Origin of the sequence: Flavobacterium terrae (assembly GCF_900142035.1) — a bacterium.
GTDB lineage: Bacteria > Bacteroidota > Bacteroidia > Flavobacteriales > Flavobacteriaceae > Flavobacterium > Flavobacterium terrae.
In genome coordinates this window covers 473,511-498,039 of sequence record NZ_FQZI01000001.1, presented here as the reverse complement: position 1 = coordinate 498,039, position 24,529 = coordinate 473,511, and the positions used below count along the sequence as shown (strand labels likewise).

Genomic DNA, 24,529 nt, shown 5'->3' with positions numbered 1-24,529 from the left:
TATTTGTTAGAATGTAGTCTGTTCGATATCGAACAGACTACATCTATCTATCTCTATTTATTAATGTAAATCCAACCAGATTTGTTTTGTCCATCATTTTGTTCAAAAACAAAATAATATGTCCCAACTGGTAATTCGTCGCCTTTGTCAGTTTGGCCATGCCATTGATCAGTATAGTTGCTATAGCTGTAAACTTTAGTACCATATCTATTAAAAATACTCAAGTGTTTAACACCTAAACCTCTTAAATTAAATGAATCATTTTTCCCATCACCGTTTGGCGAAATACCTTTTGGAATTGTACATATTGAAGACAATACAACAAAGTCTTGTGTATCTGTACATCCTTCTGGGCTAGTAGTAATTCTCACTGTGAATGTTAGTGGGAAACTACTTGAAGAAATGTTAGAATCTTGAACATATTGAGTTACATTAAATGTATTTTGATTTGTTCCACTCGCAACAACATCTCCATTAGAATTCGTCCATTCATATACAACATTAGCTGGGTCAAATGAACCATTGATAGGTGATGCTGTTAGAATATAATTTGCTCCAACACATTCACCAATTGCATCAACTGGAATTTCAGTCGTGTCAGGCGAAACTGTTATAGCATAAGTACTTGAACAACCTTGATTTGTTATTGTAACTTCATAAGTTCCATAATCATCATAGCTAATTGAATTTGTTGTATCAGCTAATGGACCACCATCGAGTGTCCACGAATAAGTAACTGGATCTGTAGTAGTATAGTTCACTGGTGTAACAGTAATTACTGAAACCTCATTAATACATTTTACAAGGTTTGTACCGTCTATTGTAGCTTGTGGAACAAAATTAACTGTAAAACTAGCTGTTATAGGCGTAACATTTGTACATCCATTTAATGTTATTTGAACCTCATAAACACCTGTCGCTGTTGGATTGTATTGATAAGATGTTGCTCCAGGAATAACATTAGTATTCAATAACCAAACATAAGTTGCGTCAGTAACAACAAAGTTAGTAGGATTCACAGTTAAAGTTGCTGTTTCACCAGCACATATTGTGTTATCAGCATCAGAGGAAATGATAGTTGCATCAGGATTAGCATAAACAATAATTGTATATTGCTCTTGAACTTGTGGACATCCATTTGCCGCCACGATTGTATTATAAACCGTATATGAACCTGGTGTACTAGAAGCAAGGTCAATTTCCCCTGTTGTTCCATTTATAACAAGTCCTGCTGAAGATGTAAATGTACCAGCTAAACCACCACCAATAAATGTAGGCAATATAGTCCCTTCACTTTGACAATGATTTGCAGAAGAATAACTAAATGTTGCAACTGGTAAAGCAGTAATAGTAATTGAAGCAGTTTCCGAAACAATTGGACATGCTCCATTTGCAGCAATTTCATTAGTAACTGTATAAGTTCCTATTGTACTTGCCGCCAAATCAATAACTCCAGTTGAAGAATCGATAACCAATCCTGGTGTCGAAGTAAATGTTCCTGCTACACCTCCTCCAGTAAATACTGGATTTGCAAAACCTCCATTAGAACAATATGGTGCTGTACCATAGTTAAAAGTTCCTACTGGCAAAGCATCAATAGTTACTTGTGTTTGGGTTGTAAATGCAGGACATCCGCTAGCTGCAGGGATTGTATAAATAACTGTATATAAACCTGGAGTACTTGTACTTGGTGTAATTGCCCCGGTTGTTGGATTAATAGAAAGACCTGAAGCTGGTGATGTTGAAAAGAATCCATTAGTTGAACCCGTAACAGTTACCGGCTGTGCTACAGTATTATTTCTACAAAACGAAGCTGCTGCATAAGAAATTGTAGCAGATTGCGGATTGCTAATTGTAACACTAAACGTAGCGGTAGAAGTAGGACAATCTGCATCACCTGGGATAGTACTTGTGACAGTATAAGTTCCCACTGTACTTGCCGCTAAATCAATAACTCCAGTTGTTGGATTAATCACTAAATTAGGACTTGATGCCGTATATGTTCCAGCTGTTGATGCGGTACCTAATATAGGAGAAGGATTTGCACCATCTTTACAGAAGAAAGAACTAGAATATGTAAAATTAGCAAATGGACAACATTCTAGCGGAGCAGGGCCAGAAGTCCTTGTTATTCTAATATAACCTCTTTTACCTGGATAACTACTAGAAGCAGTATAATTTGTGATCATCATGATATATACTTGACCTGCAAGGGCTCCATTCAAAGTGAAAGTCTCTGTAGCTGCTGCAGAGAAACTACAACCTTGTGGAGCTGGTCTTGTATTACTAACTGAAATAGAAGCACATGCTTGAGCAACCGAAGTAAAAGGTCCCCAAGTTACATAATCCACATCCAAATCAACTGTTGCAAAAGTAGGGTTAGTACTTTGCTCCATAAAATAAGTATAATTACCATCTTGTTGAACAGTTAAGAAATAAAATGTAGGGGAAGGTGCCGAACCTAAACAGCCAACAGTCGTAGTTGCAGTTCCACTAATAGGGTTAGGATTAGCAGGAACACCAACATCATTTCTTAAAATTACAGCATTAACTGCACAAACTGGTATTGAATTTTCACAATAAATTACTTTTGTTCCCACACAAACTTCAAAACGTTTCGTTGAAGCTGCAGTTCCTGGTGAATAAACACGTATTTTGTAAGTTTCACCTATCACTAAACCAGTTTCCATTCCTCCATTTGCAGTTCTACAGCTCACTTGAACCAATGACCCACAATTTGACCCTCTATATAATGAGTAATTTAAGCCACCTGGTGCCGCAGTTGGAAAAGCTGGTGGATTTGCTGTAGATGTTACTGGCTCTAACAATGATATATAATGTGTAGTAGCTGTTGCCACAAAGTGGAACCAAACATCATCATTGTCTGCTGTTGCACCACAAGTATTAGCTTGAGGAGATGCTGTTGCTCCCGCCACAGTTCCAAAAACAGTTTGAATACAGTGTGTATTTTGATTTACAGGAACCTCTTTAGAATTAGCACACTCATCGTTTGTGTCAGGCGTAAAGAAAGTATGTACTACTGATACTGGACTTGCATCTGTAGGAGAACAAATTGCTCTTACATAAAAATCGTAACATGTTAAAGGTGTTAATCCTAAAACATTATATGTATTTGTATTAACAGATATCCATCCTGGAGTTGCAGCAGTAGGCACTGGTGATCCACAAGGTAACAATATAATTTGCCAAGCATTTGCTAAACTACCGTCTGGATTATTGGGTTGTGTCCAACTTAACGTTGCTGATGAAGCTGTTATGTTAGATGAATTTGGACCAGTTGGTCTTGAACAAGTTGGTAATGTTGTAAAATCACCAGGACCCGCCCAACCACTTTGCTGTGTTGGTGAACATACCGTTCTAATATAATATTGATACGTAGTATTAGGTAATAATCCTAAAGACGCTGGTATTACATAAGTTGTTGATGTAACATTAGTTACTGTTGGTGTTGATGTGGCAGTAGGAGCTGGTGATCCTGTTGGCACAATATAAATATCCCAATTTGTACCACCATTTGCATTCCATGTTAAAGTCGCACCATAAGTTGTTGGTGTTGTATCGTTCAAAGCCAAAGGAACTAAACAAGCTGGCTCTGAACAACTAAATGATGTTGTATACAATAACGAAGGAGCTGATCCTGTTCCTGACGGTTTCGTAAAAAGTGTTTGATTAAAATTATTAATAACTGAAACACCTACTTCAGAAGGAAATGATCCTGCAACTGTCCAATGTAACTCAAAAGGGTAATTTTGACACAATGGCACTACAATATTTATAGGTCCTGCACCAGTAGTAAACGTAGATCCAATTGTTGCAACAACCACACCATTTTGTCTAATTTCCATTCTAGCACCATTCCAACCATCACCGTATGAATCGGTCATTCTAAATGTATAATTACATCTGTCAGCTGGATCACAAATAGCTGTACTAAATAAATACGGTCCTGCCCATGGGCTAAATAAACCACCGCCACAGTCAGCTCTAACCCAATATTCATAAGGGGTTGCCGCTGTTAAACCATTAAAAACATAACTCGTATTTGTATTTGCTGTTTGAGTTAAAGGTCCAGGTGTAGTAGGAACTCCAGAACCTGGTGCTTGGACAGTTACCTGCCAAGAAGTCGCTGCTGAAGGATTTGCCCAAGACATCTCTACTGAAGTAGTAGTTGGATTAGCAGTAGTTCCTCCTGTTGGAGGGTCACAAAATTTCTCTTGTATAACTAATGTATAAGGTATTCCGGCCGCTGGTGTTGTACTTGAAGAAATAACTATAATATAAGTTTGACCAGCAGTAACGGCTAAAGTTGCAATATTTCTAATATTAGATGTAGTATCTGCAACACCTGCTAAACAAGTTACACCTACATTAGCACATCCATTATATACAAAAATACTTGAACTTGCAGCCCCTGGAGTCATTGAAATAGTAATGTTTCCTGATACTGTAGGAGTGTAAGAGTAAAATACTTCAGCTCCTTGTAAATAATTTGTCGCACCTCCAGCACATCCTGCACCTTGTGGAGTATCAAAGAAATCTCCATAAGTACTTGTATTTGCAGTATGACTATAAGGTAAAGTGTTTATTAAAATTGGCGATGAACATATAGAACCCGCAGGATTGGTAGTGAAATTAAAAGGTCCCACCCAATTGCTTACTACTCCACCAGCACATTGAGCTCTAACCCAAAACTTATAAGATGTTCCTGGTGAAAATCCCGTAGCAGGGTAAGAAGTAGTACCTACGTCATCAAAAGAAGGTGTTGTCGAAACATCTGGAACTGTAGAATCCGGTTGTAAATTATAGTAAATATCCCATAAAGTAGCAGAACCGTTATTTGTCCAACCCAGTGTTGCTGTAGTAGGACCAGTAACTGCAGCAGTTAAAATTGAAGGATCTAAACACTGTTGTACTAAATTAACATCATCAATAATCCATCTATCCCCTGTTGTTGCAGTAGAAGGTTGAGTATTTATCTTAACAAAGGCAATATAAACCTGTGTTCCAGCCGCATAACCAGATAAACTTACTAGTTTTTCTTCGTACACATTAAACGTTGCATTTAAGGTAGTTTCTGTCCATGTTTGAACAGTTGTAAAGGCTGCTTGATTGGTTTGAGATGGATCTGTTGAAACTCTTATCTCATAGGTAGAGCCATTGTTACCTGTAAGAGTTTGTCTAGTCCAAAATCGCAATTGACCATTTGCCGGTAAAGTTACTTGAGGCGTTATTAGCCAGTCTTGCGAAGTATTGCCTGCGCCAATATTTTCTCGATCAATAATTGCGGCTTTCGTTCCTGAATGAACAAAGGCAGCAGTTGTTGTTTCCGCCCATTCTATTCCGGTTCCAACGCCGTTATTTAAAACAGCCCAGTTCCCCGGAGTGGTCGGTGGAAAGGAAGCTCCTTCAAATCCTTCATTAATTTGGGAGAACCCCAACATAGGAAGAATCATCATGAAAAAGCATAAAGTAATTTTTTTCATAGTTGTTAAAGTTTCGGTTAACGAGTTTGTATAATTTCCAAATGTAAAAAAAATTAACAATTTAATAACGAATTTTAACATAATGTCGTTTTTTTTCGATGAAAGACATAATTTTAATGAATATAAAATAATAACTAGCTTACATTTTGTTAGTTTTGTGGTTTATTTTTAATATGCTAGAGAAAGAAAAAATAAACTTCGAAAAAACAGTCATTGTTGGTATTGTAACTCAACTTCAAACAGAAGAAAAGTTAAATGAATACCTTGATGAATTAGAGTTTTTAACATTTACGGCTGGTGGTGAAGTAATAAAAAGGTTTTCTCAAAAAATGGACAAACCCAACCCAAAAACTTTTGTTGGAACTGGTAAACTTGAAGACATAAAATACTACATTAAGGATAATGATGTTAAAACTGTAATTTTTGACGATGAGCTAACCCCTGCGCAGCAAAAAAATATAACTAGAGAACTTGATTGTAAAGTCTTAGATAGAACCAATTTAATTCTAGATATTTTTGCACAGCGTGCAGAAACTTCATATGCAAGAACCCAAGTTGAATTAGCCCAATGTCAATATTTACTTCCTCGATTAACAGGTATGTGGACACACTTAGAGCGTCAACGTGGTGGTATTGGTATGCGAGGTCCTGGAGAAACTGAAATTGAAACTGACCGTCGTATTGTTCGTGACCGTATTGCTTTGCTTAAAGACAAGATTAAGGTTATCGATAAACAAATGGCAGTACAAAGAAGCAATCGTGGCGCAATGGTACGTGTTGCTTTAGTTGGTTATACCAATGTTGGAAAATCTACTTTAATGAATGCCGTGGGTAAAAGTGAAGTTTTTGTCGAAAACAAATTATTCGCTACACTAGACACAACTGTTAGAAAAGTGGTAATTAAAAACTTGCCGTTTTTACTTTCAGACACCGTAGGTTTTATTAGAAAATTACCTACTCAATTGGTTGAATCATTCAAGAGCACCTTAGACGAAGTAAGAGAGGCTGATTTATTACTTCATGTGGTTGACATATCACACCCTGAATTTGAGGACCACATAGAATCTGTAAATCAAATTTTAAAAGATATAAAAAGTGATGATAAACCAACAATAATGGTTTTCAATAAAATAGATGCTTATAAACATTTAATCATTGAACCTGATGATTTAATGACAGAAAAAACAACAAAGCACTATACACTTTCAGAATGGCAAAATACATGGATGAGTAAATTAGGCGAAAACAACACCTTATTTATATCAGCGACTGAGAAACATAATTTTGAAGAGTTGCGCGAAAAAGTATATGAGGCTGTCCGTAAGATTCATATTACTCGATTTCCTTACAACAATTTCTTGTATCCGGATTATAAGGATGCCGTTGAAAAAGAATAAACTAAAAAAGCTGTCTGAGGTACTCGAAGACAGCTTTTTTTATAGCCCTGATTGAGCCATTGTTGAAGCTCTTTTCTTTGTTGATTTAGTTAATCGAAGTCAACAAAGAAAAAGCGACTGGCGAAAGCAGGAATAGCTCCTAATTAAAATCCGTAATTAAATCCTAACCCAAATACTTCCCTGATTTGAAAGGCTCCAATGGCATTATCATCATAAATTGCTTGGAACGAAAGATTAGTTGAAAGGTATTTATTGATTTTCATTACCAAATTCATTTGATAATCAATATCTACATTTTGTGGTTTTTCTAAATAGTTAGAATACAAATTCAAGATGTTTTCCATAGAAACGTTTTCCATAATATTGAATTTATAGTAGCCATTTAAAGCAGCACCAAATTCAAATCTAAAACTTTTCCCTTGGTCAACTCCAAATGCTGATCCTAATTCGGTAAAATGTTTGTGAACAAAAATGAAACGTGATGTTGCAGGAGCAATATTCACTTTTAAATTGTCTGATTTTTTCCAAAGCATCCCAGGACCTACTTGCAAATAAGCAGGAGAGAAAAAGTGAGATATAGTTACTTTTTGTTTGTCTGCAAAATCATCAGTAGTAATAAGTGGCGTACCATTATCATTAGTAAAATCAACATACTTAAATCCAGCATCCATTTGGGTCTTGAAGTTTAAAAAAGCTGAATAATACCAATATCCACTTGCTTTTTTTCCTAACAAAGAAGTAAACTCTAAACGGTCATCTGATTTTGTGGTCTCTTGATCTTTCAATTTGGTTAAACCATATGCAGCAAAAATTTTATTATCCCAAACTATACTTTCCGATTTATAATTAAAATCATAGTTGAGACTAATATTACCAGCCATATTAGAAGTGCCACCACCAAGCCACTCATTATTGAATGCAGATTGATTGAAAAGGAATGAAAAATTACCTGCTTTTTTCCATCCCATATTAGTTGTGTCTTTGGTTTTTTCTGCAGCTTCAGCAGTTTTATTTATTAAAGCTTTTTCATTTACTTGAGCTGAAGTGATTCCGTAAAAAAGAAGAATCAAATTAACAAAAACGATTTTTTTCATAGTATTGAGTTTTGTATTTACTCAAATTTATGAAAATTTTTCTTATTTCTTTGCTTTGAAAATAGGCACAGCCGAACATGCTTCACCATACATAACGCTCTTAGCGTGCTTTTGTAATTTTTGAATTGCTAAAATATAGGCTGTTTCTGGAACTGGTTTTTTAGAACAGCCTTTTAAAATAACTGGCTTATCTTGGTAAGAAGAAAAATCAATTCTAGCTAATTCAGATTCATAAATTGAAGTTTCTAACGCTGTAAGATCACCAAGAATTACTTTTTTTGCAAAAGGAGCTACATATGAAGCAACTAATATACTTGCCCAAGCAGGCAAAATAGCATCTGTAGAACAATATACCGCAACATAATGATCTAGATATTGTGACCAATCATAACTTTTTAAATTCTCACGAAAATCTTTTTCTTTTAACAAAAAGCCTTCAATAAGCCACTGTGAAATATCAATTTTAGAACGCATACCAGTTTGATAGTAATCTTCTAAATCGAAAACTACTAAAGCACTTGACGCTACTTTATTTATAATTTCTTCCATTTTTAACTCATTTCAATTATAAAAAATCAAATTCTCTATCTGACAACTAAATTGTACCTGCTCTTTGATAAAGACCAATAAATCATCGTTATATCTTTGTGAGTTTCTTTAAAACCTAATTTTTTTAATAAATTAACAGAAGAACTGTTTTTCTGTAAACATTGGGCCGTAATCTCGTACACAAATTCTTTAGAAAATGCCCAATTTATAATCTCTCGGGACGCTTCTTCTGCAAATCCTTTTCTTCTTTCTTCCTTTATAATACCATATCCAATATCAACACTTTGTGTTTGATAATTGTAACCTTTAAAGCCTAAATCACCTATTATTTCTGATGAGTCTTTTTTTATAATCATCCAAGATTCAAAACCTGTAGGCCAATCTACTTTAGATAGATTATTTACTATTTTTGGTAGCGTCTCAATCACATCTTCATCTGGCCAACTTAAACCTCTTCTTAACCCCATTTTAAGCAAATCATCAAAATCATTCTCTATGAGGTTTTTGCAAAGTTCTAAATCAAAAGGAATAAGTATTAATCTTTCTGTTACTAGCCTATTGACTTCTAGTTTTGGAATTTTCATTAAAAATTAAAGCATTCCCAATTCTAATTTAGCTTCTTCACTCATTAAATCTTTGCTCCAAGGTGGATCAAAAGTAATTTCTACTTCACAAGTTTTCACATCACCTATCTTTTCAATTTTTTCCTTTACTTCATTAGGTAATGTTTCGGCAACTGGGCAATTAGGAGATGTTAAAGTCATTAGGATTTTCACATCCATATCTTCGTTTACATAAACATCATAAATTAATCCTAACTCATAAATGTCTACAGGGATTTCTGGATCATAAATCGTTTTTAAAATTTTTACTACCTCTTCCCCTAAATTTATTGTATCGTTAAATTCTTCCATTTCTTAATTTTTAGCCTGAAAAGCTAATGCATACATTTTTATTTGTTTAATCATTGATACCAAACCGTTTGCACGAGTTGGTGATAAATGCTCTTTTAGACCAATTTCATCTATAAAATTAGTATCAGCATCTAAAATTTGTTTTGGTGTTTGATTTGAAAATGTTCTAATCAAAATCGCAATAATACCTTTAGTCAAAATAGCATCACTATCAGCTGTAAAAACAACTTTATCATCGTTTTGTTCTGCGTGAACCCAAACCTTAGACTGACATCCTTTGATTATATTATCTTCCGTTTTGTATTGTTCATCAATTAAAGGGAGTGATTTCCCTAATTCGATGATATACTCGTATCGTTGCATCCAATCATCGAACATTGAAAACTCATCGACGATCTCTTCTTGAATTTCTTGAATTGTCATTTTTACTTCTCTCTCTCTGATAATTCTACTAATTTTTTAACAAATTGTTCAATCTCTTTTGGAGGAAAACCATGATCAAATCCTGCTCCTGTATAAGTTTCTCCATCTTTTATTATAACTAAATTTGCATGTGCAGCCCCATCATAATATCTCTTCTCAGTAGGCCATTTCAGATTTGGAAGTGTTTTTGGATCAAACTTTGCCAACATTTGATTTAGTTCATTTTCTTCTTGACTTGATAATTTTATTGTCTTATTTTGTGATAAATCATTTCTATCTTTCCCGACACTTATGGAATTACCCCTATATACAATTTTCAAAAAATATCCTCTTGACATTGCTTCATACTCAACAGACATCCCTTTTTCTTGATTTTTATTTTCATCAACCTTAGTTCTTGTTGCTAAAGAGTTTTTAGGTAACGACATGGTGTGTTTAGGCTCTTGCGTTTCAACTTTTTCTTTACTATTTTCTTCTTTCAACTCAGTTGCTACTACCTCTTTCTTACATTTGCAAGAAAGCAAAACAAACATCAAAGCTCCTATAAACGCTAATTTTCTCATGGTCTTTAGTTTTAGTTATGACAACATCATTTTAGCTTTTTTAACAGCTTCCACAAAGGTATCAATTTCTTCTTTTGTATTATAAAACGAAAAACTTGCTCTTATGGTACCAGGAATATTAAAATAATTCATTATAGGTTGAGCACAATGATGTCCAGTGCGAACTGCTATACCTAACTTATCAATTATTGTTCCAATATCATACGGGTGAATTCCTTCAATATTAAATGACACTACTGACGTCTTATTTTCGGAAGTTCCAAAGATTTTTAATCCTTCAATTTCCAATAACTTTTCTGTAGCATAAGATAACAATTCTTTTTCCTGCTTTTGAATGTTTTCGAATCCAACTTCATTTAAATAATCAATGGCAGTACCAAGAACAATTCCATCAGCAATGTTAGGCGTTCCAGCTTCAAATTTATGAGGTAAATCGGCATAGGTTGTTTTTTCAAAAGTCACTTCCTTGATCATTTCACCACCACCCATATAAGGAGGCAACATATTCAACCATTCTTCTTTACCATATAAAATCCCAACACCGGTTGGTCCACAAATTTTATGACCCGAGAACACATAAAAATCACAACCCAAGTCCTGAACATCAGGCTTTAAATGAGGAGTTGCTTGAGCCCCATCAACTAAAACGGCTGCTCCAACTTCATGTGCTTTCTTGATAATATATTCAATAGGATTTATAGTTCCTAATGCATTTGAAATATGATTTACAGCTACAATTTTGGTTTTGGTAGAAAGTAATTTGTCATACTCAGACATGATTAATTCTCCATTTTCTTTCATTGGAATAACAACCAACTTTGCTCCTGTTTTTTCACACAAAAACTGCCAAGGCACAATATTACTATGGTGTTCTACAGCCGAAACCATTATCTCATCACCTTCTTTAACCAAAGAAGCCATTCCGCTTGCAACTAAATTAATTCCTTGTGTAGTGCCCGAAGTAAAAATTACTTCATATACTTCTTTAGCATTAATATGATTTCTAACTTTTTCACGAGATGCTTCATAAGCATCGGTTGCCAACTGGCTTAAAGTATGTACACCTCTGTGAATATTGGCATTAATTTCTTCGTAGTATTTTGTTATCGCATCTATAACCACTCTAGGTTTTTGTGAAGTGGCTCCGTTATCAAAATATATTAAAGGTTTTCCGTTTACTTTTTGCTCTAAAATGGGAAAATCTGCTCTTATTTTTTGGATATCTAACATTTTATTATTTAGATTTTTTCTAAATACAAAAGTAGTTATTTGACCACGAATAGAAGAATTATTTAATAAATCTTTTTTATGCATTCATAGCTATTTCCTAAATTGCATCTATCTAATTTCTTCACTATGAAAAAGATCTTTCGTTTTTTAGGCCTTGTTTTTTTAGCTGCTATTATTTATTTCGGATTTGATACGTATCCAAAACTTGATTTGATTTCGGGTTTTTCTTCAAAAAGTGTTGCTTCTGGCCATTTTTTAGACAATCGTTCACTTGAAGTAATTGAAAAAGGGGATAATGATATTGACCTCATCGATTTAGCCGATAACGAAATCAATCAAAAAGGGAAATATGCTGAAGCTTCAGTTTATGGGTTAAAAACAAGAAAAGCGATTTATCGAGAGGGCTTAGGAGCCGTTTTAGTAAATGATGATTACAATGAATCTGAACCTTACTTAGTTCCAAAAAGAAATTTCACAATAGACAAGTCTGTACCTTTCCCTTATGGTGATGGAGAACCAATAAAACCTAGCTTTACAAATGTTGATTTTAACAAACTAAACAAAGCTCTAAATAAGGCTTTTGAACCAAATGCTGAAGGTAAAAAATGTACTCGTGCTATTGTTGTAGTTTATAAAGACCAAATTATAGCCGAAAAATATGCACCCGGATTTTCTAAAGATTCCAGATTATTGGGTTGGTCTATGACTAAAAGTATTACCTCAACTTTATTTGGAATTTTACAAAAACAAGGCAAACTGAATGTAAATCAGCAAGCACCAATTGCAGAATGGGCCAATGATGAAAGAAAAAACATTACTATTCACAACCTATTACAAATGAATTCAGGATTAGAATGGGATGAAGATTATGGAAAAATATCTGATGTGACCAAAATGCTTTTTCAAGAGAGTGACATGACTAAATCTCAAATCAACAAACCCCTAATAGGGAAACCAAATGCAACTTGGAATTATTCTTCAGGAACAACAAATTTATTGTCAGGAGTTCTACGTAAACAATTTAAAACCCACCAAGAATATTTAGATTTTTGGTACAGTGCTTTAATTGACAAAATTGGTATGCATTCGATGCTTGTAGAGGCAGATTTAAAAGGAAATTACATTGGTTCCTCATACGCTTGGGCAAACGCTCGTGATTGGGCAAAATTTGGATTGCTTTATTTACACAACGGAAATTGGAACGGAGAACAATTATTTGAAACCAATTGGACAAAATATGTTTCTACTCCTACTCCTACTTCTAATGATCAATACGGTGCACAATTCTGGTTGAATGCTGGAGGTGCAATGCCTAATTGCCCAAAAGATATTTACTACGCTGATGGTTTTCAAGGACAACGAGTTTTCATTATTCCTTCACACGATATGGTAGTCGTTCGTTTAGGTTATGACCATATTGATTTGAATGAATTGTTGAAAGAGATTCTAGCAAGTGTTAAGAAATAAAAAAAGCCACTCAATGAGTGGCTTTTTTGTTATAAATCAAATCTCCTAATGTACACAATTTATTACCTTGATTGTGACAATTTCAATTAACAATATAAATGCTAGATCCTTTAGAAAAGATCTCTTATGACTTAGTTTCTATATGGTGATGTTATTCTTTACGACAGCACTTTGAGATGTGACCGCAATGAATTTGTGAAACTAAATTTCAATTTTTGTTAAAAAAATTAGTTTATAATATTAATTTTTAACTCTACTGTACTTTTTTTAGTAATTGTTTATTTTGTAAGAAAAAGTTTAAAAAATCTTATAAAATATTATGCTTGCATAGTAAAAGTTTTTAATTTTAGCACCTAATCATTTAAAAACAAACAAATTATGAAAAAATTTATTTTTACAATGCTCAGCATTTTAATCTTTGGATTCGATGGAGTTTCACAAAATTATAGTGTTGCCACAACTACTAAAACATTCAAAGATAGTAGAAGAAGTAACAGAAGTGTAGCTACTAAAATCTATTACCCTGTTAGTACCGTTACTACTCAACCAAATGTAACTTTTCCAGTCATTGTTCTTGGTCATGGTTTTGTAATGGGTTCAGATGCATATCAAAATTTTTATAATAATCTAGTTCCAAGGGGTTACATTGTGGTTTTTGTAAACTCAGAGGGGAGTGTTTTTGCAAATCATGATGCTTATTCTAAAGATCTTGCTTTTATGGTAGGGGCAATACAAGCAGAAAACACAAATTCAAATTCAGTATTAAAAGGTAAGGTAGCAAATAAAACTGCTTTATTGGGTCATTCAATGGGTGGAGGAGCAGCAACAGTTGCGGCTTCATTAACAGAGGTAGAAACTTTAGTAACATTTGCTCCTGCTAAATTACGATTTAATACACTAACACCTGCTTCAAATGTAACTGAAGATGCACTTGTGTTTTCGGGAACTAGTGATGGTGTGACTCCTCCAAGTGAAAATCATTTACCCATTTACAATAGTTTAGGGTCAGCTTGTAAATACTTTATAAGCATTACTGGTGGTGCTCATTGTTATTTTGCAAACCCAAATTCAGCTTGTGATTTTGGTGAAAGAACCTCTTCTAATAACATACAAATTACAAGAGAACAACAACATCAAACAACTTTCAAATTTTTAAACTCTTGGCTCGATTATAAATTAAAAGGTGATCTAGAGGCGAAACAATTATTCGATAATGATTTAACGGCATCGGTTGGGATAAATTACCAAAATGGCTGTGATCAAAACATTACAAACAATTCTCTGTCTAAACAACAATTAGAAATAACTCTTTTTCCTAATCCTACAACTACAAATGTGACCATTAAAACAACTGAGTTGGAATCATTTGAAAAGGCTGAATTTTATAACGAATACGGGCAACTTCTTTTAACTTCAAAGAAAGATCAAGTTGATGTTTCTACATTGCAATCTGGTCAGTATATAGTAAAAATATACACCAAGAATAGTGTTTCTTCAAAAAGAATGATAATTCAAAAGTCAAAATAGTTTAAATAATAAAGCCACTCAATGAGTGGCTTTATTTGTTATAAATCAAATCCCATATTCACACCCAATTTTGTGGCTATGATTTTTGCAATTTTAGCTTTTAATTCAGGTATTTTGATACTTGAAGTTACTTCACTAGTAAAAGCATACATCAACAATGCTTTAGCTTCTTTTTTAGGAATACCTCTTTGCTGCATGTAAAACATAGCACTATCGTCTAATTGACCAATTGTACATCCGTGAGAACATTTTACATCATCTGCAAAAATTTCTAATTGAGGTTTAGCATTGATAGTCGCTTTATCACTCAATAAGATATTGTTATTTTGCTGGAAAGCATCTGTTTTTTGTGCCTCTTTCTCAACGAAAATCTTTCCATTGAAAACACCTGTTGAGTTTCCGTCTAAAATGGTCTTGTAATTTTGATGACTCTCACAATTTGGTGTAGCGTGGTTTACTAAAGTATAGTGATCAACATGTTGTTTGTCGCCTATAATTGTAATACCCTTTAATGTAGAATCAATTCTTTCCCCTTGATGATAGAAATTTAGATTGTTTCTTGTAATATTTCCTCCAAAAGAAAAAGTATGTACTGCTACGCGGCTTTCTTGTTTTTGAGCAATATATGTATTGTCAATCAAATTGGCTGTTTGCACATCATTTTGGATTTTGTAATAATCCACTATAGCACGTTTTTGAGCAAAAATTTCAGTAACCGAATTAGTAAGAACAGGATTTTCATTCAAACTTTGGTGACGTTCAATAATTTGCACATGAGCATTTTCGCCAACGATAACCAAATTACGTGGCTGTACCATCAACGCTGCTTCGTTACCTGTAGAGAAATAAATGATTTCGATAGGTTTTTCTACTACTTTACTTTTGGGGATATTGATATAAGCACCTTCATAAGCAAAAGCAGTGTTTAACGATGTAAGACTGTCTTCTTTATTGGCAATTTGATTAAAGTAGTTGTCAATAACCATTTTATATTTAGGTTTTGTCAATGCCGAAGACATTAAACAAACATCTAATCCATCATGTGTAGTTGATGATAAGAATGTACTAAAAACACCATCAATAAAGATCACTTTATAGGTGTCTACATCGTTAATGAAGTATTTTTTTACATCTTTGATTTCAATCGCACTCTCCTTTTTAGGAAAAATACTGAAATCGTTTTTTAAGATCGCATTAAGCGATGTATATTTCCAAGCTTCCTCTTTTTTTGTTGGAAAACCTTTTGTTTCAAAATTCTTTAAGGCCGAAGTTCTCAAGTCATGTAACTCGGTAGCTACATCAACTTTCTCTTCAAAAGCCATAAATGATGAGATTAATTTTTCTTTCAACTCCATTTTAAGCCTCTTGTTCTTGTTTAATCCAATCGTATCCTTTTTCTTCTAACTCTAAAGCCAATGAAGCGTCTCCTGATTTTACAATTTTTCCGTCCATTAATACGTGAACGAAATCGGGAACAATATAATCTAACAAACGTTGGTAGTGTGTAATGACTAACACCGCATTGTTTTCATTTTTTAATTTATTCACACCATTCGCTACAATACGTAAGGCATCGATATCTAAACCAGAATCTGTTTCGTCAAGAATTGCGATTTTTGGCTCTAACATAGCCATTTGGAAGATTTCATTACGCTTTTTCTCACCTCCTGAGAAACCTTCATTTAATGAACGAGAAAGAAACTTTCTATCCATTTCTAACAATTCTGATTTCTCACGGATTTTCTTCAACATTTCGTTAGCCGGCATTTCTTCTTGACCGTTGGCTTTACGACTTTCATTGATAGCTGTTTTGATGAAGTTGGTCACCGAAACACCTGGAATTTCTACAGGATATTGAAACGAAAGAAATATCCCTTTATGGGCTCTTTCCTCTGGAGCAAATTCTGAAATTTCTTCTCCATCTAAAAAGATTTCCCCTTCAGACACTTCATAATTTTCATTTCCAGCAATGATAGACGAAAGTGTTGATTTACCAGCACCATTAGGTCCCATAATGGCATGAACTTCTCCAGCCTTAATTTCAAGGTTGATTCCTTTTAATATTTCTTTATCTTCTACCGAAGCGTGTAAATTCTTTATATTTAACATACTATAGTATTATTTTTAATTTTTGTAATGATTATCCAACCGAACCTTCCAGGGAAATTTCCAATAGTTTTTGAGCTTCAACCGCAAACTCCATTGGCAACTTGTTTAACACTTCTTTACTGAATCCATTTACAATTAATGCAATGGCTTTTTCAGTAGGAATTCCTCGTTGATTGCAATAAAAAACTTGATCTTCACCAATTTTGGAAGTAGTCGCTTCGTGCTCAATTTTGGCAGAAGTATTTTTAGATTCGATATACGGGAAAGTATGTGCTCCGCAATTGTTCCCCATTAACAATGAGTCACATTGAGAGAAGTTTCTAGCATTGTCAGCACGAGAACTAATTTGCACCAACCCTCTATAACTATTTTGAGATTTTCCTGCCGAAATACCTTTTGAAATGATAGTCGATTTAGTGTTTTTACCTAAATGAATCATTTTTGTACCCGTATCGGCTTGTTGAAAATTGTTGGTTACCGCAATTGAATAAAACTCACCAATTGAATTATCTCCTTTTAACACACAAGAAGGATATTTCCAAGTAACTGCAGAACCTGTTTCTACTTGTGTCCAAGAGATTTTTGCATTTTTCTCACATAAACCACGTTTAGTCACAAAGTTGAAAACTCCTCCTTTACCTTCTTTATTCCCAGGATACCAGTTTTGTACTGTCGAGTATTTAATTTCTGCATCATCAAGAGCAATTAATTCAACAACCGCTGCGTGTAATTGATTTTCATCACGGCTTGGCGCTGTACAACCTTCAAGGTAAGACACATAACTACCTTCATCAGCAATCACTAAAGTTCTTTCAAACTGACCCGTTCCTCCTTGATTAATACGGAAATAGGTAGATAATTCCATTGGACATTTTACGCCTTTTGGAATGTAACAAAAACTTCCGTCAGAGAAAACGGCAGAATTCAAAGCTGCATAGAAATTATCTTTTTGAGGAACTACAGTTCCGATATATTTTTGAACCAATTCTGGATATTCACGAATAGCTTCAGAAATAGAGCAGAAAATAATTCCTTTTTCTGCTAAAGTTTTTTTGAAAGTCGTAGCCACAGAAACTGAATCAACAACGATATCCATTGCTACACCAGCTAATTTCTTTTGCTCATCTAATGAAATACCTAACTTTTTGAAAGTTTCCAATAATTCTGGATCCACCTCATCTAGGCTTTCATATTTATCTTTCTTTTTGGGTGCAGAATAATAAGAAATCGCCTGAAAATCAGGTTTTTCATAGTTAACGTTTGCCCATTCTGGCTCTTCCATTTCAGTCCAAGCACGAAAAGCTTCGATACGCCAATCTGTCATCCATTGAGGCTCTTCTTTCTTTTTTGATATGGCACGAACAATATCTTCATTTAAACCAATAGGAAACGTTTCAGATTCTATATCGGTAAAAAATCCGTATTCGTACTCTTTATTTTCGAGTTCGACCTTTAAATCGTCTTCGGTATATTTTGACATAATATTTAGCTACAATTTTTTATAGAGAAAAACTCTCACCACAACCACAAGTGCGTTGTGCATTAGGGTTATTAAACACGAAACCTTTTCCGTTTAATCCTCCTGAATATTCTAATACAGTTCCTACCAAGTATAAAAAGGACTTTTTTTCGACAGCAATTTTAACATTATTGTCTTCAAAAATTTTATCGTTTTCTCCAATCTCTTTGTCAAATTTCAATTCATAGGACAAACCAGAGCAACCGCCGCTTTTTACACCCACTCTAACATAATCATTTGTAGGGTCAAAACCGTCATCTTTCATCATGTCGACAATCTTTTTACTAGCTGATTCTGATACTTTTATCATGATCTTATTTTGATTTTGTCTAAATTAACCGCAAAGGTACAACATAAAAATGTTTTTCCATAATTACTAACATTTTTATAACTAATGGATAGATAGAAAAATTTGATTGTTGCATTTTATTTTGATTGTTACTAAAAATAGACTTAAGTTAAAACAGATAAAATTTATACTAATAATTTATATAATGTTTGTTAAAAACAAGAATCTAATTATTCTATTGAGAAGGATATAGAAAAGTATGTTTGAAAAAAAAAAATCGTCAGCAAAACGCTGACGATTTTTTTAACTAAACCTAATTATTAAAAACTATTCTATAATTTATATTTAGATCAAGAAACCTTATAAAAATCAAAATAAAATGCAAAAAAGCATTTTTCTCATTAGTTTACAGTTATTAAAAAACGAACAGGTTTAATTTCTCCTTTAATTCCTTGAGGTTTTGCATCAAGAATTACTTCATATTTACCCGAGGGGATTTCAGAAATTCTATCATTTGAATTGGTTTGCATGTTAGACAGTATAGAAATAAAATCGAAAGTCTCAACAGGCATAAACATATCACCTGGAAAGAATGGTATTGGATTTCTTTTAACAGTACCCATGACTTTTCCATCTCGCTTTACGGTTGTTGTAAAAACAAACTGAACGACTTCTTTTTTATCTGAATTTAACGGAACAGCATCTGTAGAAAAAATGAAATGTAGGGGATAATTACCTTCTCTAAAAGCAGCATAAAGGTTAACACCTTTGTTGTTCTTAAGTTTTATTTCTGTTTTAGATTGTTCTCCTAAAAGTATTTCTCCTTGTACCAGCTGCGCATTAGACACCAAACTACACAAGGTTATTATTGCAATAAATATTATTTTTTTCATGATTGTTTAAATTAATTTGCGTTGAAGTACTCGTTTAAAAATTTAGTTGGTCGCTTATCGTGAAAATCTACTGTATATTCAATACCTGCACCATATTTTTGAGTCTGACGGTGTAAAGTATACGTAATTACAAAAGTTCTTTTAGCTACCTTATCTGTCGTTGAAACCGTCATTTTTGCTCGACTTCTCCCATCAGCATTATCATATATTAAAGGCACTTGATCGAAAGTAAAACCTAGTTCTATTTTACCTCCCACTTTATGATATATAAATGTTTTTCCGTTTTCTATTACAAACTTTGGCATATTTGAATTTCCAACTCTGTTTATAAAAACCTGAGCAGAAGCTGAAAATGAAATAATCATTAAGAATATAAATACTAGCTTTTTCATTTTACTTAAGTTTTTCTGTAATTATTAGTTTCGCTGCTTCAATACAAGTTTCTTGATTTTTAGCCTCATTCCCTAAGTTGGCATAAACCTGAAACTCTAATCCTTTATAAAACACTTTTAAATTTTTATCCTTGTTATTCCAAACTGCATAATTCCCGATGTTAGGAATTTCAGTATAACTTAATCCTTCGCCTAAAGAAGTTGCCATTTCCTTTGCCATCGCAGCTTGATCAGATGTAGCTTTTCCTGAATTTTGCATTTCTTGCATTTTTGAATCCATCGCTTGTGAAGCATTTGCTAACTCTTCTGCTGTTGGCGTGTGATAATTGTGTTTGAATTCCTCTAAAGTTGTGGTTCTCACCCATGAAACCTCTATATAATCATCTGTTGGAATCTCCATTGGTTTGCCATTGATAGGGTTTTTAATTTTATCCGAAACCTCAACTCTACCTTTATCCCATTTGTACTGTATACTATGCGTTTGAGGATTGTTTAATACTTGATTATAATCTTTAACAGCTTGTGAAACATTGTAATGAATTACTTGAGCTGCCATTTCAACGGTAAATAATTGATCTAATTTTCCGTTCCATTCTTCAGCTGTTTTTCCACCAGACGATTCGATTGCAGTTTCTAATTGATTTTCTAGTTCTTCTTTGTTTTCTTCCTTACATGAAAAGGCAAAAAGAAAAATAGTACTTAAGATTATTAATGTTGATTTCATGATTTAATGATTTTCTTAGTGATTTTTTTTTCAGTTATTGAATTCCAAACAGTGATGTAATAAATACCTTTGGGCACTGATGTAAGATTGATTGAATTATTATTAATCATTAGATTTACTTGTTGGCCAACAGCGTTAAAAACAGTAATTTGATATTCGTCAATATTTTCAATATTTAACATCAAATAATCTTGAGTTGGATTAGGGTATATTTGAATTTTACTTCCAAAAGCTACTTCATCTATACTTAAAGTTCCAGTTCCAAATTTCCACAATTCATAACCTTCAGCAGTAGTAGTACCCTCAACATATATATTATTATTCCAAGATTTTAATGGTCTTACAAAAATTTGTCTTGGTTGCGTTGTAGGTCCTGTGTAGGAAGAAAGTTGTGTAAACATCCCATCATCTGGATTAGCTTCCCATAATTGTTCAGGGCTATTATCGCCACTCATTAAAAAATATAATTTATTATTATTGGCCGTAATCCAATATATAGGTCGTGAACTTGGTGAACCACTATGTGTAATAGGAATTGCAATTTGGGTTGTTGTTCCATCCGTTTCGTAAATTTGATACACTAAACCACCGTTTGGAGACGATTGTTCTCTAGCCGTAAAATAGAGCTTATTGTTTAGTGACGTGAAATATGGTATTCCGTTATCAGATAAACTGCCTGGTAAAGGATTTAGAAAACCACTTCCACCAGCGTTAAAATCATAAACCAATTGTACTCTATAGTCATTTTCAGCTGGATTATAAAAACATTTATAAACGTCTTGATTACCATTTATTGAAGAGTTTCCAAAGAAAAATAATCCATCATTTAAAACAGTTAACTTATTAAATGCAGTTATTCCATTTGTTCCAAGAACTACAAAGCCGTTTGTTGCTCCATTTGTGTAATAAATTTTGCCATCTGCAACAGCAAATAATTTGTTATCAAAAATAGTTAAGTAGCCATATCCACTTGAATTATTTGAGGGATAAACATTTAAAACAGAAGTCTGATTGCTAGATAAAGGCTCATATTTATAAATCTCTTTATGACTAGTATTACTATCTGTATAAACAAAGTATAAAGAATTCCCTAACTTCTTAAAGTTTAAATTTAAACCAGAACCTTCGTTTGTATTTAGTTCCAAAACTTTTACAGTTCCTGCTTCAGTTCCGTCAGTTTCCCACAAATCATATCCGGTTCCTGAGGTATCTTCTGCAAAAAAATATAGAAACCCGTTTTCTTCTAACATTGTCATCATATTGTCTGAATGATTTGAAGATGAACCAGAACCTACATTAATGTCTTTTACTAAAGATATAGTTGTTCCATCTGTTTTAAAAAGTTCCCTACCATGAACACCATCATTTGCAGTAAAATACAATTCGCCATTAAAAACTGTAAAATTGCTAGGATAACTACTTCCCGAAAAATTTGGATTCAAATTCATAACCAAGCTGGTTCCAGCTTGAGTTCCATTTGTTTTGTATAATTCATTTCCAATTCCGCTTACATTTGTACCTCGGGCATTAAAGTAAAGTTCACCATTATACTCAGTAAAGAACATTGGATTCGAACTATCATTTCCTGAAGCTATAATAATTTGTTCCCAATTTTGAGCTATTCCAAGTATTGGTAGTAACAGAAATATAAAGATTATTTTTCTCATTTTTTAATGATTTTCTTCGTTACGTTGACTAAATTTTCTTCGTTTGTAAAAACTAAATAATACGTTCCACTACTTAAAAAATTTAGATTCATAAAACCTTGATTTACAAATACTGAGGTGATTTGTTTTCCTGTTATATCATAAACTCGAACTTGCCAATTCGAAATATCTTGATGTTGAACAAACAATTCGTTTTCGACAGGATTAGGATATATTATTAAGGATATATTTTTATCATTAACCTCCTCGACACTCAATGTATTTAACAAAGCAATTTGATATAGAATAGATTCTCCTACTGTAAGGTTTCCATCGGAATAGTTTCTGTTAAAAACTTCACCAACTAATGATTTCCCATTAGCTGAAGAAGCATAATCACCACTAAATGTTTGACGGTATAATTGTTGTGAAAAACAATTGACCGAAAAGAAAAGGATCAGTACAATTGTTTTCATCTTATTCTTGATATGTAATTACAACACTTAAAAACCTTAAATCTAATGTCACATTTGGTAATGGCCAATGATCAGATGTCAATGCCAATGTATATGATTTATTTAAATTGTCTATTGTTTTTGTAATTGGAATATTTTGAACTTGATTTGAAGCAATAGTCGGATAAATACTAGAATCAAAAAAGTTAGCAAACGAATAAGCCGTTGTTCCAGGAATATTATCAATCTCTACAATTGCTAATTTAAAATTTCTAGTAGAATTGTCATAATAAGTTACTTTGAAATTTGTAATAGTAGCACCGTGAGGTAAAATTAATGGATATGGATTATATACACTCGTAAGATCACCTCCACTTGTATTACTTAAATAGAGTACTTGATACAATCCATTTCCAACAAAAGCGGCTCCAGAAATACTCAAATATTTAGTTTGAACTGGTTTTCTTTGCAATTGACCATCAGCATTAGCAACCACTTCTCTAGTTCCTGCTCCAGCTAAATCAGAAATTTTTAATCCATTTGTGTTTACCTCAACTTCATTGAAAATATTTACTTTATTTTGTCCATAAATTTCAATTCCATTAGCTCCATCTAGTATAATTTGATTAAAATTATCTGTTAAATTTCCTGCATAAGTGGCGGCATTTGCAAAAGGAACTGCTTTAGGGTAATCATCTGAAAGTGTAACAAAACCTGAACCAGCATCAACCTCTACCTTTAATTTTAGGTTAGATATGGTATAACGTAAACTCGATCCATTTTGCAATACAGTTCCTTGACCAATATTTGCAGTTACAAAACCATTAGCATCGGTAGTTTTTGCATGTTGCTCACTATATAAAGTTGTAGCACCATTATCTGAATAAGTAAATTTTAGGGTAATGGCTGTGTTTGCTATTGGATTTCCTGAATTATCTGTAATAATTCCAGACCAAGCATCTTCCTTTGGTAGTATTTGTCCAAAGCTAATTGAACAAATAAAAATTGCAATAAGAGAATATATATTTTTCATTTTATTAAGTGTTTAGATGTTTTTATAAGTATATATCACTTTGTAAGTCACATTGTTAGAAGTATTTACAAAATCACTTTGAATAACAAAACCGTCTGTATCATACTGATTTGTAAATGGATACAATGATTGATTATTATCGTCAAAAATTGCATTTACTGGATAAATAGATTGAAAAAACATTTCAGAATGAGTAAACTGCATCGCATTAATTAATGTTGGCATATATTCTTTATTTGCAACATTGTAAAATGGTCCTTTTTTATTAGTATCGAAACTATAGTCAAAAACATTACTATAGTATGTTCTTCTTGAAACATCATTTAAATTGTTTACGACAAAATTTAAGCCTATTGCAGTTGAAGAATAGGAATTATAGCTTGCATCGTGATTGAATACTATAATTTCGTCATAAAGCGCATCGTGATATTTTCTTAAAATATTTCCATTATAAGAATATGTTATTGTAGAAACATCACTATTGGTTCGAACCGAACTTTTTGGAATACCGTTTTCATAAGTAAAAGTGATGTTTTTAAGGTTTGGATTGATTAAAGTTGAATGGGTTATTTTAGAAATTCTCTTATTGCTATCATATTCATATTTTAGTGTATTACTACTAAAACTATTAGAATCTGTTCCTTCTACTTTAATTTTATCAATAACTTTAACTGTTGTGATTTGAGGTTGCTCATCATCATTGGAACAAGAGAATGATAACATAGCTAGACATAATAAGAATATTTTTTTCATTTGTTTATATTTTATAGTTTTTATTGTTTAATAAATTAGCTTCGCTGA

General features: G+C 33.1%; 22 protein-coding genes. 3 read left to right on the top strand and 19 right to left on the bottom strand.

Features of this window, described 5'->3' with window-relative positions; translation table 11 throughout:
* Nucleotides 1-53: 53 nt before the first annotated feature.
* Nucleotides 54-5,504, bottom strand: a complete 5,451-nt coding sequence (locus tag BUC09_RS02260) for a choice-of-anchor J domain-containing protein (RefSeq protein WP_143161848.1) — start codon at nucleotides 5,502-5,504, stop codon at nucleotides 54-56.
* 173 nt (nucleotides 5,505-5,677) lie between these two features.
* Here BUC09_RS02260 and hflX point away from each other — a divergent pair, with 173 nt between their 5' ends.
* Nucleotides 5,678-6,901: a GTPase HflX gene (gene hflX, locus BUC09_RS02255; RefSeq protein WP_073308283.1), complete on the top strand. Its 1,224-nt coding sequence runs from the start codon at nucleotides 5,678-5,680 to the stop codon at nucleotides 6,899-6,901.
* Between the two features lie 143 nt (nucleotides 6,902-7,044).
* Here hflX and BUC09_RS02250 read toward each other — a convergent pair whose 3' ends face one another.
* The 7 genes from BUC09_RS02250 to BUC09_RS02220 are packed head-to-tail and all read right to left on the bottom strand — an operon-like array spanning nucleotide 7,045 to nucleotide 11,674.
* The gene (locus BUC09_RS02250; RefSeq protein WP_073308281.1) at nucleotides 7,045-7,995 is read right to left on the bottom strand and encodes a DUF3078 domain-containing protein; all 951 of its coding nucleotides are present in this window, start codon (nucleotides 7,993-7,995) and stop codon (nucleotides 7,045-7,047) included.
* A 42-nt stretch (nucleotides 7,996-8,037) separates the two neighbouring features.
* Nucleotides 8,038-8,544, bottom strand: a complete 507-nt coding sequence (locus BUC09_RS02245) for a DUF2480 family protein (protein ID WP_073308279.1) — start codon at nucleotides 8,542-8,544, stop codon at nucleotides 8,038-8,040.
* A 35-nt stretch (nucleotides 8,545-8,579) separates the two neighbouring features.
* Entirely contained in the window at nucleotides 8,580-9,128 is a 549-nt protein-coding gene (locus BUC09_RS02240; RefSeq protein WP_073308271.1) for a GNAT family N-acetyltransferase, read from the bottom strand.
* A gap of 6 nt (nucleotides 9,129-9,134) precedes the next feature.
* A complete protein-coding gene (locus BUC09_RS02235; protein WP_073308268.1) occupies nucleotides 9,135-9,458 on the bottom strand; it encodes an SUF system Fe-S cluster assembly protein in 324 nt (107 codons plus the stop codon).
* 3 nt (nucleotides 9,459-9,461) lie between these two features.
* On the bottom strand, nucleotides 9,462-9,881 hold the full coding sequence (locus BUC09_RS02230; RefSeq protein ID WP_073308266.1) for a SufE family protein: 420 nt from the start codon (nucleotides 9,879-9,881) through the stop codon (nucleotides 9,462-9,464).
* Nucleotides 9,882-9,883: 2 nt separating this feature from the next.
* On the bottom strand, nucleotides 9,884-10,444 hold the full coding sequence (locus BUC09_RS14610) for a hypothetical protein (RefSeq protein ID WP_084127062.1): 561 nt from the start codon (nucleotides 10,442-10,444) through the stop codon (nucleotides 9,884-9,886).
* Between the two features lie 15 nt (nucleotides 10,445-10,459).
* Nucleotides 10,460-11,674, bottom strand: coding sequence for an aminotransferase class V-fold PLP-dependent enzyme (locus BUC09_RS02220; protein ID WP_073309015.1), 1,215 nt, complete (start codon nucleotides 11,672-11,674; stop codon nucleotides 10,460-10,462).
* A gap of 126 nt (nucleotides 11,675-11,800) precedes the next feature.
* Between BUC09_RS02220 and BUC09_RS02215 the strand changes: the two genes are divergently transcribed.
* Both BUC09_RS02215 and BUC09_RS02210 read left to right on the top strand, forming a co-directional pair.
* The gene (locus tag BUC09_RS02215; RefSeq protein ID WP_073308264.1) at nucleotides 11,801-13,141 is read left to right on the top strand and encodes a serine hydrolase domain-containing protein; all 1,341 of its coding nucleotides are present in this window, start codon (nucleotides 11,801-11,803) and stop codon (nucleotides 13,139-13,141) included.
* Nucleotides 13,142-13,519: 378 nt separating this feature from the next.
* Nucleotides 13,520-14,668, top strand: a complete 1,149-nt coding sequence (locus BUC09_RS02210; RefSeq protein ID WP_073308262.1) for a poly(ethylene terephthalate) hydrolase family protein — start codon at nucleotides 13,520-13,522, stop codon at nucleotides 14,666-14,668.
* Nucleotides 14,669-14,706: 38 nt separating this feature from the next.
* Here the strand turns inward: BUC09_RS02210 and sufD are convergent, their stop codons facing one another.
* The 11 genes from sufD to BUC09_RS02155 form a co-directional block, all read right to left on the bottom strand.
* A complete protein-coding gene (gene sufD / locus BUC09_RS02205; RefSeq protein WP_073308260.1) occupies nucleotides 14,707-16,023 on the bottom strand; it encodes a Fe-S cluster assembly protein SufD in 1,317 nt (438 codons plus the stop codon).
* A gap of 1 nt (nucleotide 16,024) precedes the next feature.
* Nucleotides 16,025-16,777 (bottom strand): Fe-S cluster assembly ATPase SufC, encoded by a 753-nt coding sequence (gene sufC, locus BUC09_RS02200; protein WP_073308258.1) that lies wholly within the window; start codon nucleotides 16,775-16,777, stop codon nucleotides 16,025-16,027.
* A 31-nt stretch (nucleotides 16,778-16,808) separates the two neighbouring features.
* Nucleotides 16,809-18,257 (bottom strand): Fe-S cluster assembly protein SufB, encoded by a 1,449-nt coding sequence (sufB, locus tag BUC09_RS02195; RefSeq protein ID WP_073308256.1) that lies wholly within the window; start codon nucleotides 18,255-18,257, stop codon nucleotides 16,809-16,811.
* A gap of 19 nt (nucleotides 18,258-18,276) precedes the next feature.
* Entirely contained in the window at nucleotides 18,277-18,606 is a 330-nt protein-coding gene (locus BUC09_RS02190) for a HesB/IscA family protein (protein ID WP_073308254.1), read from the bottom strand.
* Between the two features lie 380 nt (nucleotides 18,607-18,986).
* Nucleotides 18,987-19,478: a hypothetical protein gene (locus BUC09_RS02185; protein ID WP_073308252.1), complete on the bottom strand. Its 492-nt coding sequence runs from the start codon at nucleotides 19,476-19,478 to the stop codon at nucleotides 18,987-18,989.
* 11 nt (nucleotides 19,479-19,489) lie between these two features.
* The gene (locus BUC09_RS02180; RefSeq protein ID WP_143161847.1) at nucleotides 19,490-19,870 is read right to left on the bottom strand and encodes a hypothetical protein; all 381 of its coding nucleotides are present in this window, start codon (nucleotides 19,868-19,870) and stop codon (nucleotides 19,490-19,492) included.
* A gap of 1 nt (nucleotide 19,871) precedes the next feature.
* Nucleotides 19,872-20,594 (bottom strand): hypothetical protein, encoded by a 723-nt coding sequence (locus tag BUC09_RS02175; RefSeq protein ID WP_073308248.1) that lies wholly within the window; start codon nucleotides 20,592-20,594, stop codon nucleotides 19,872-19,874.
* The gene (locus BUC09_RS02170; RefSeq protein ID WP_073308246.1) at nucleotides 20,591-22,261 is read right to left on the bottom strand and encodes a T9SS type A sorting domain-containing protein; all 1,671 of its coding nucleotides are present in this window, start codon (nucleotides 22,259-22,261) and stop codon (nucleotides 20,591-20,593) included. The genes BUC09_RS02175 and BUC09_RS02170 overlap by 4 nt, the downstream gene beginning before the upstream one ends.
* Nucleotides 22,258-22,716, bottom strand: coding sequence for a T9SS type A sorting domain-containing protein (locus BUC09_RS02165; RefSeq protein ID WP_073308244.1), 459 nt, complete (start codon nucleotides 22,714-22,716; stop codon nucleotides 22,258-22,260). Before BUC09_RS02165 ends, BUC09_RS02170 begins: the two co-directional genes overlap by 4 nt.
* A gap of 1 nt (nucleotide 22,717) precedes the next feature.
* Nucleotides 22,718-23,728 (bottom strand): Ig-like domain-containing protein, encoded by a 1,011-nt coding sequence (locus tag BUC09_RS02160; RefSeq protein WP_073308242.1) that lies wholly within the window; start codon nucleotides 23,726-23,728, stop codon nucleotides 22,718-22,720.
* A 12-nt stretch (nucleotides 23,729-23,740) separates the two neighbouring features.
* Nucleotides 23,741-24,481: a hypothetical protein gene (locus BUC09_RS02155; RefSeq protein WP_073308240.1), complete on the bottom strand. Its 741-nt coding sequence runs from the start codon at nucleotides 24,479-24,481 to the stop codon at nucleotides 23,741-23,743.
* Nucleotides 24,482-24,529 lie beyond the last annotated feature (48 nt).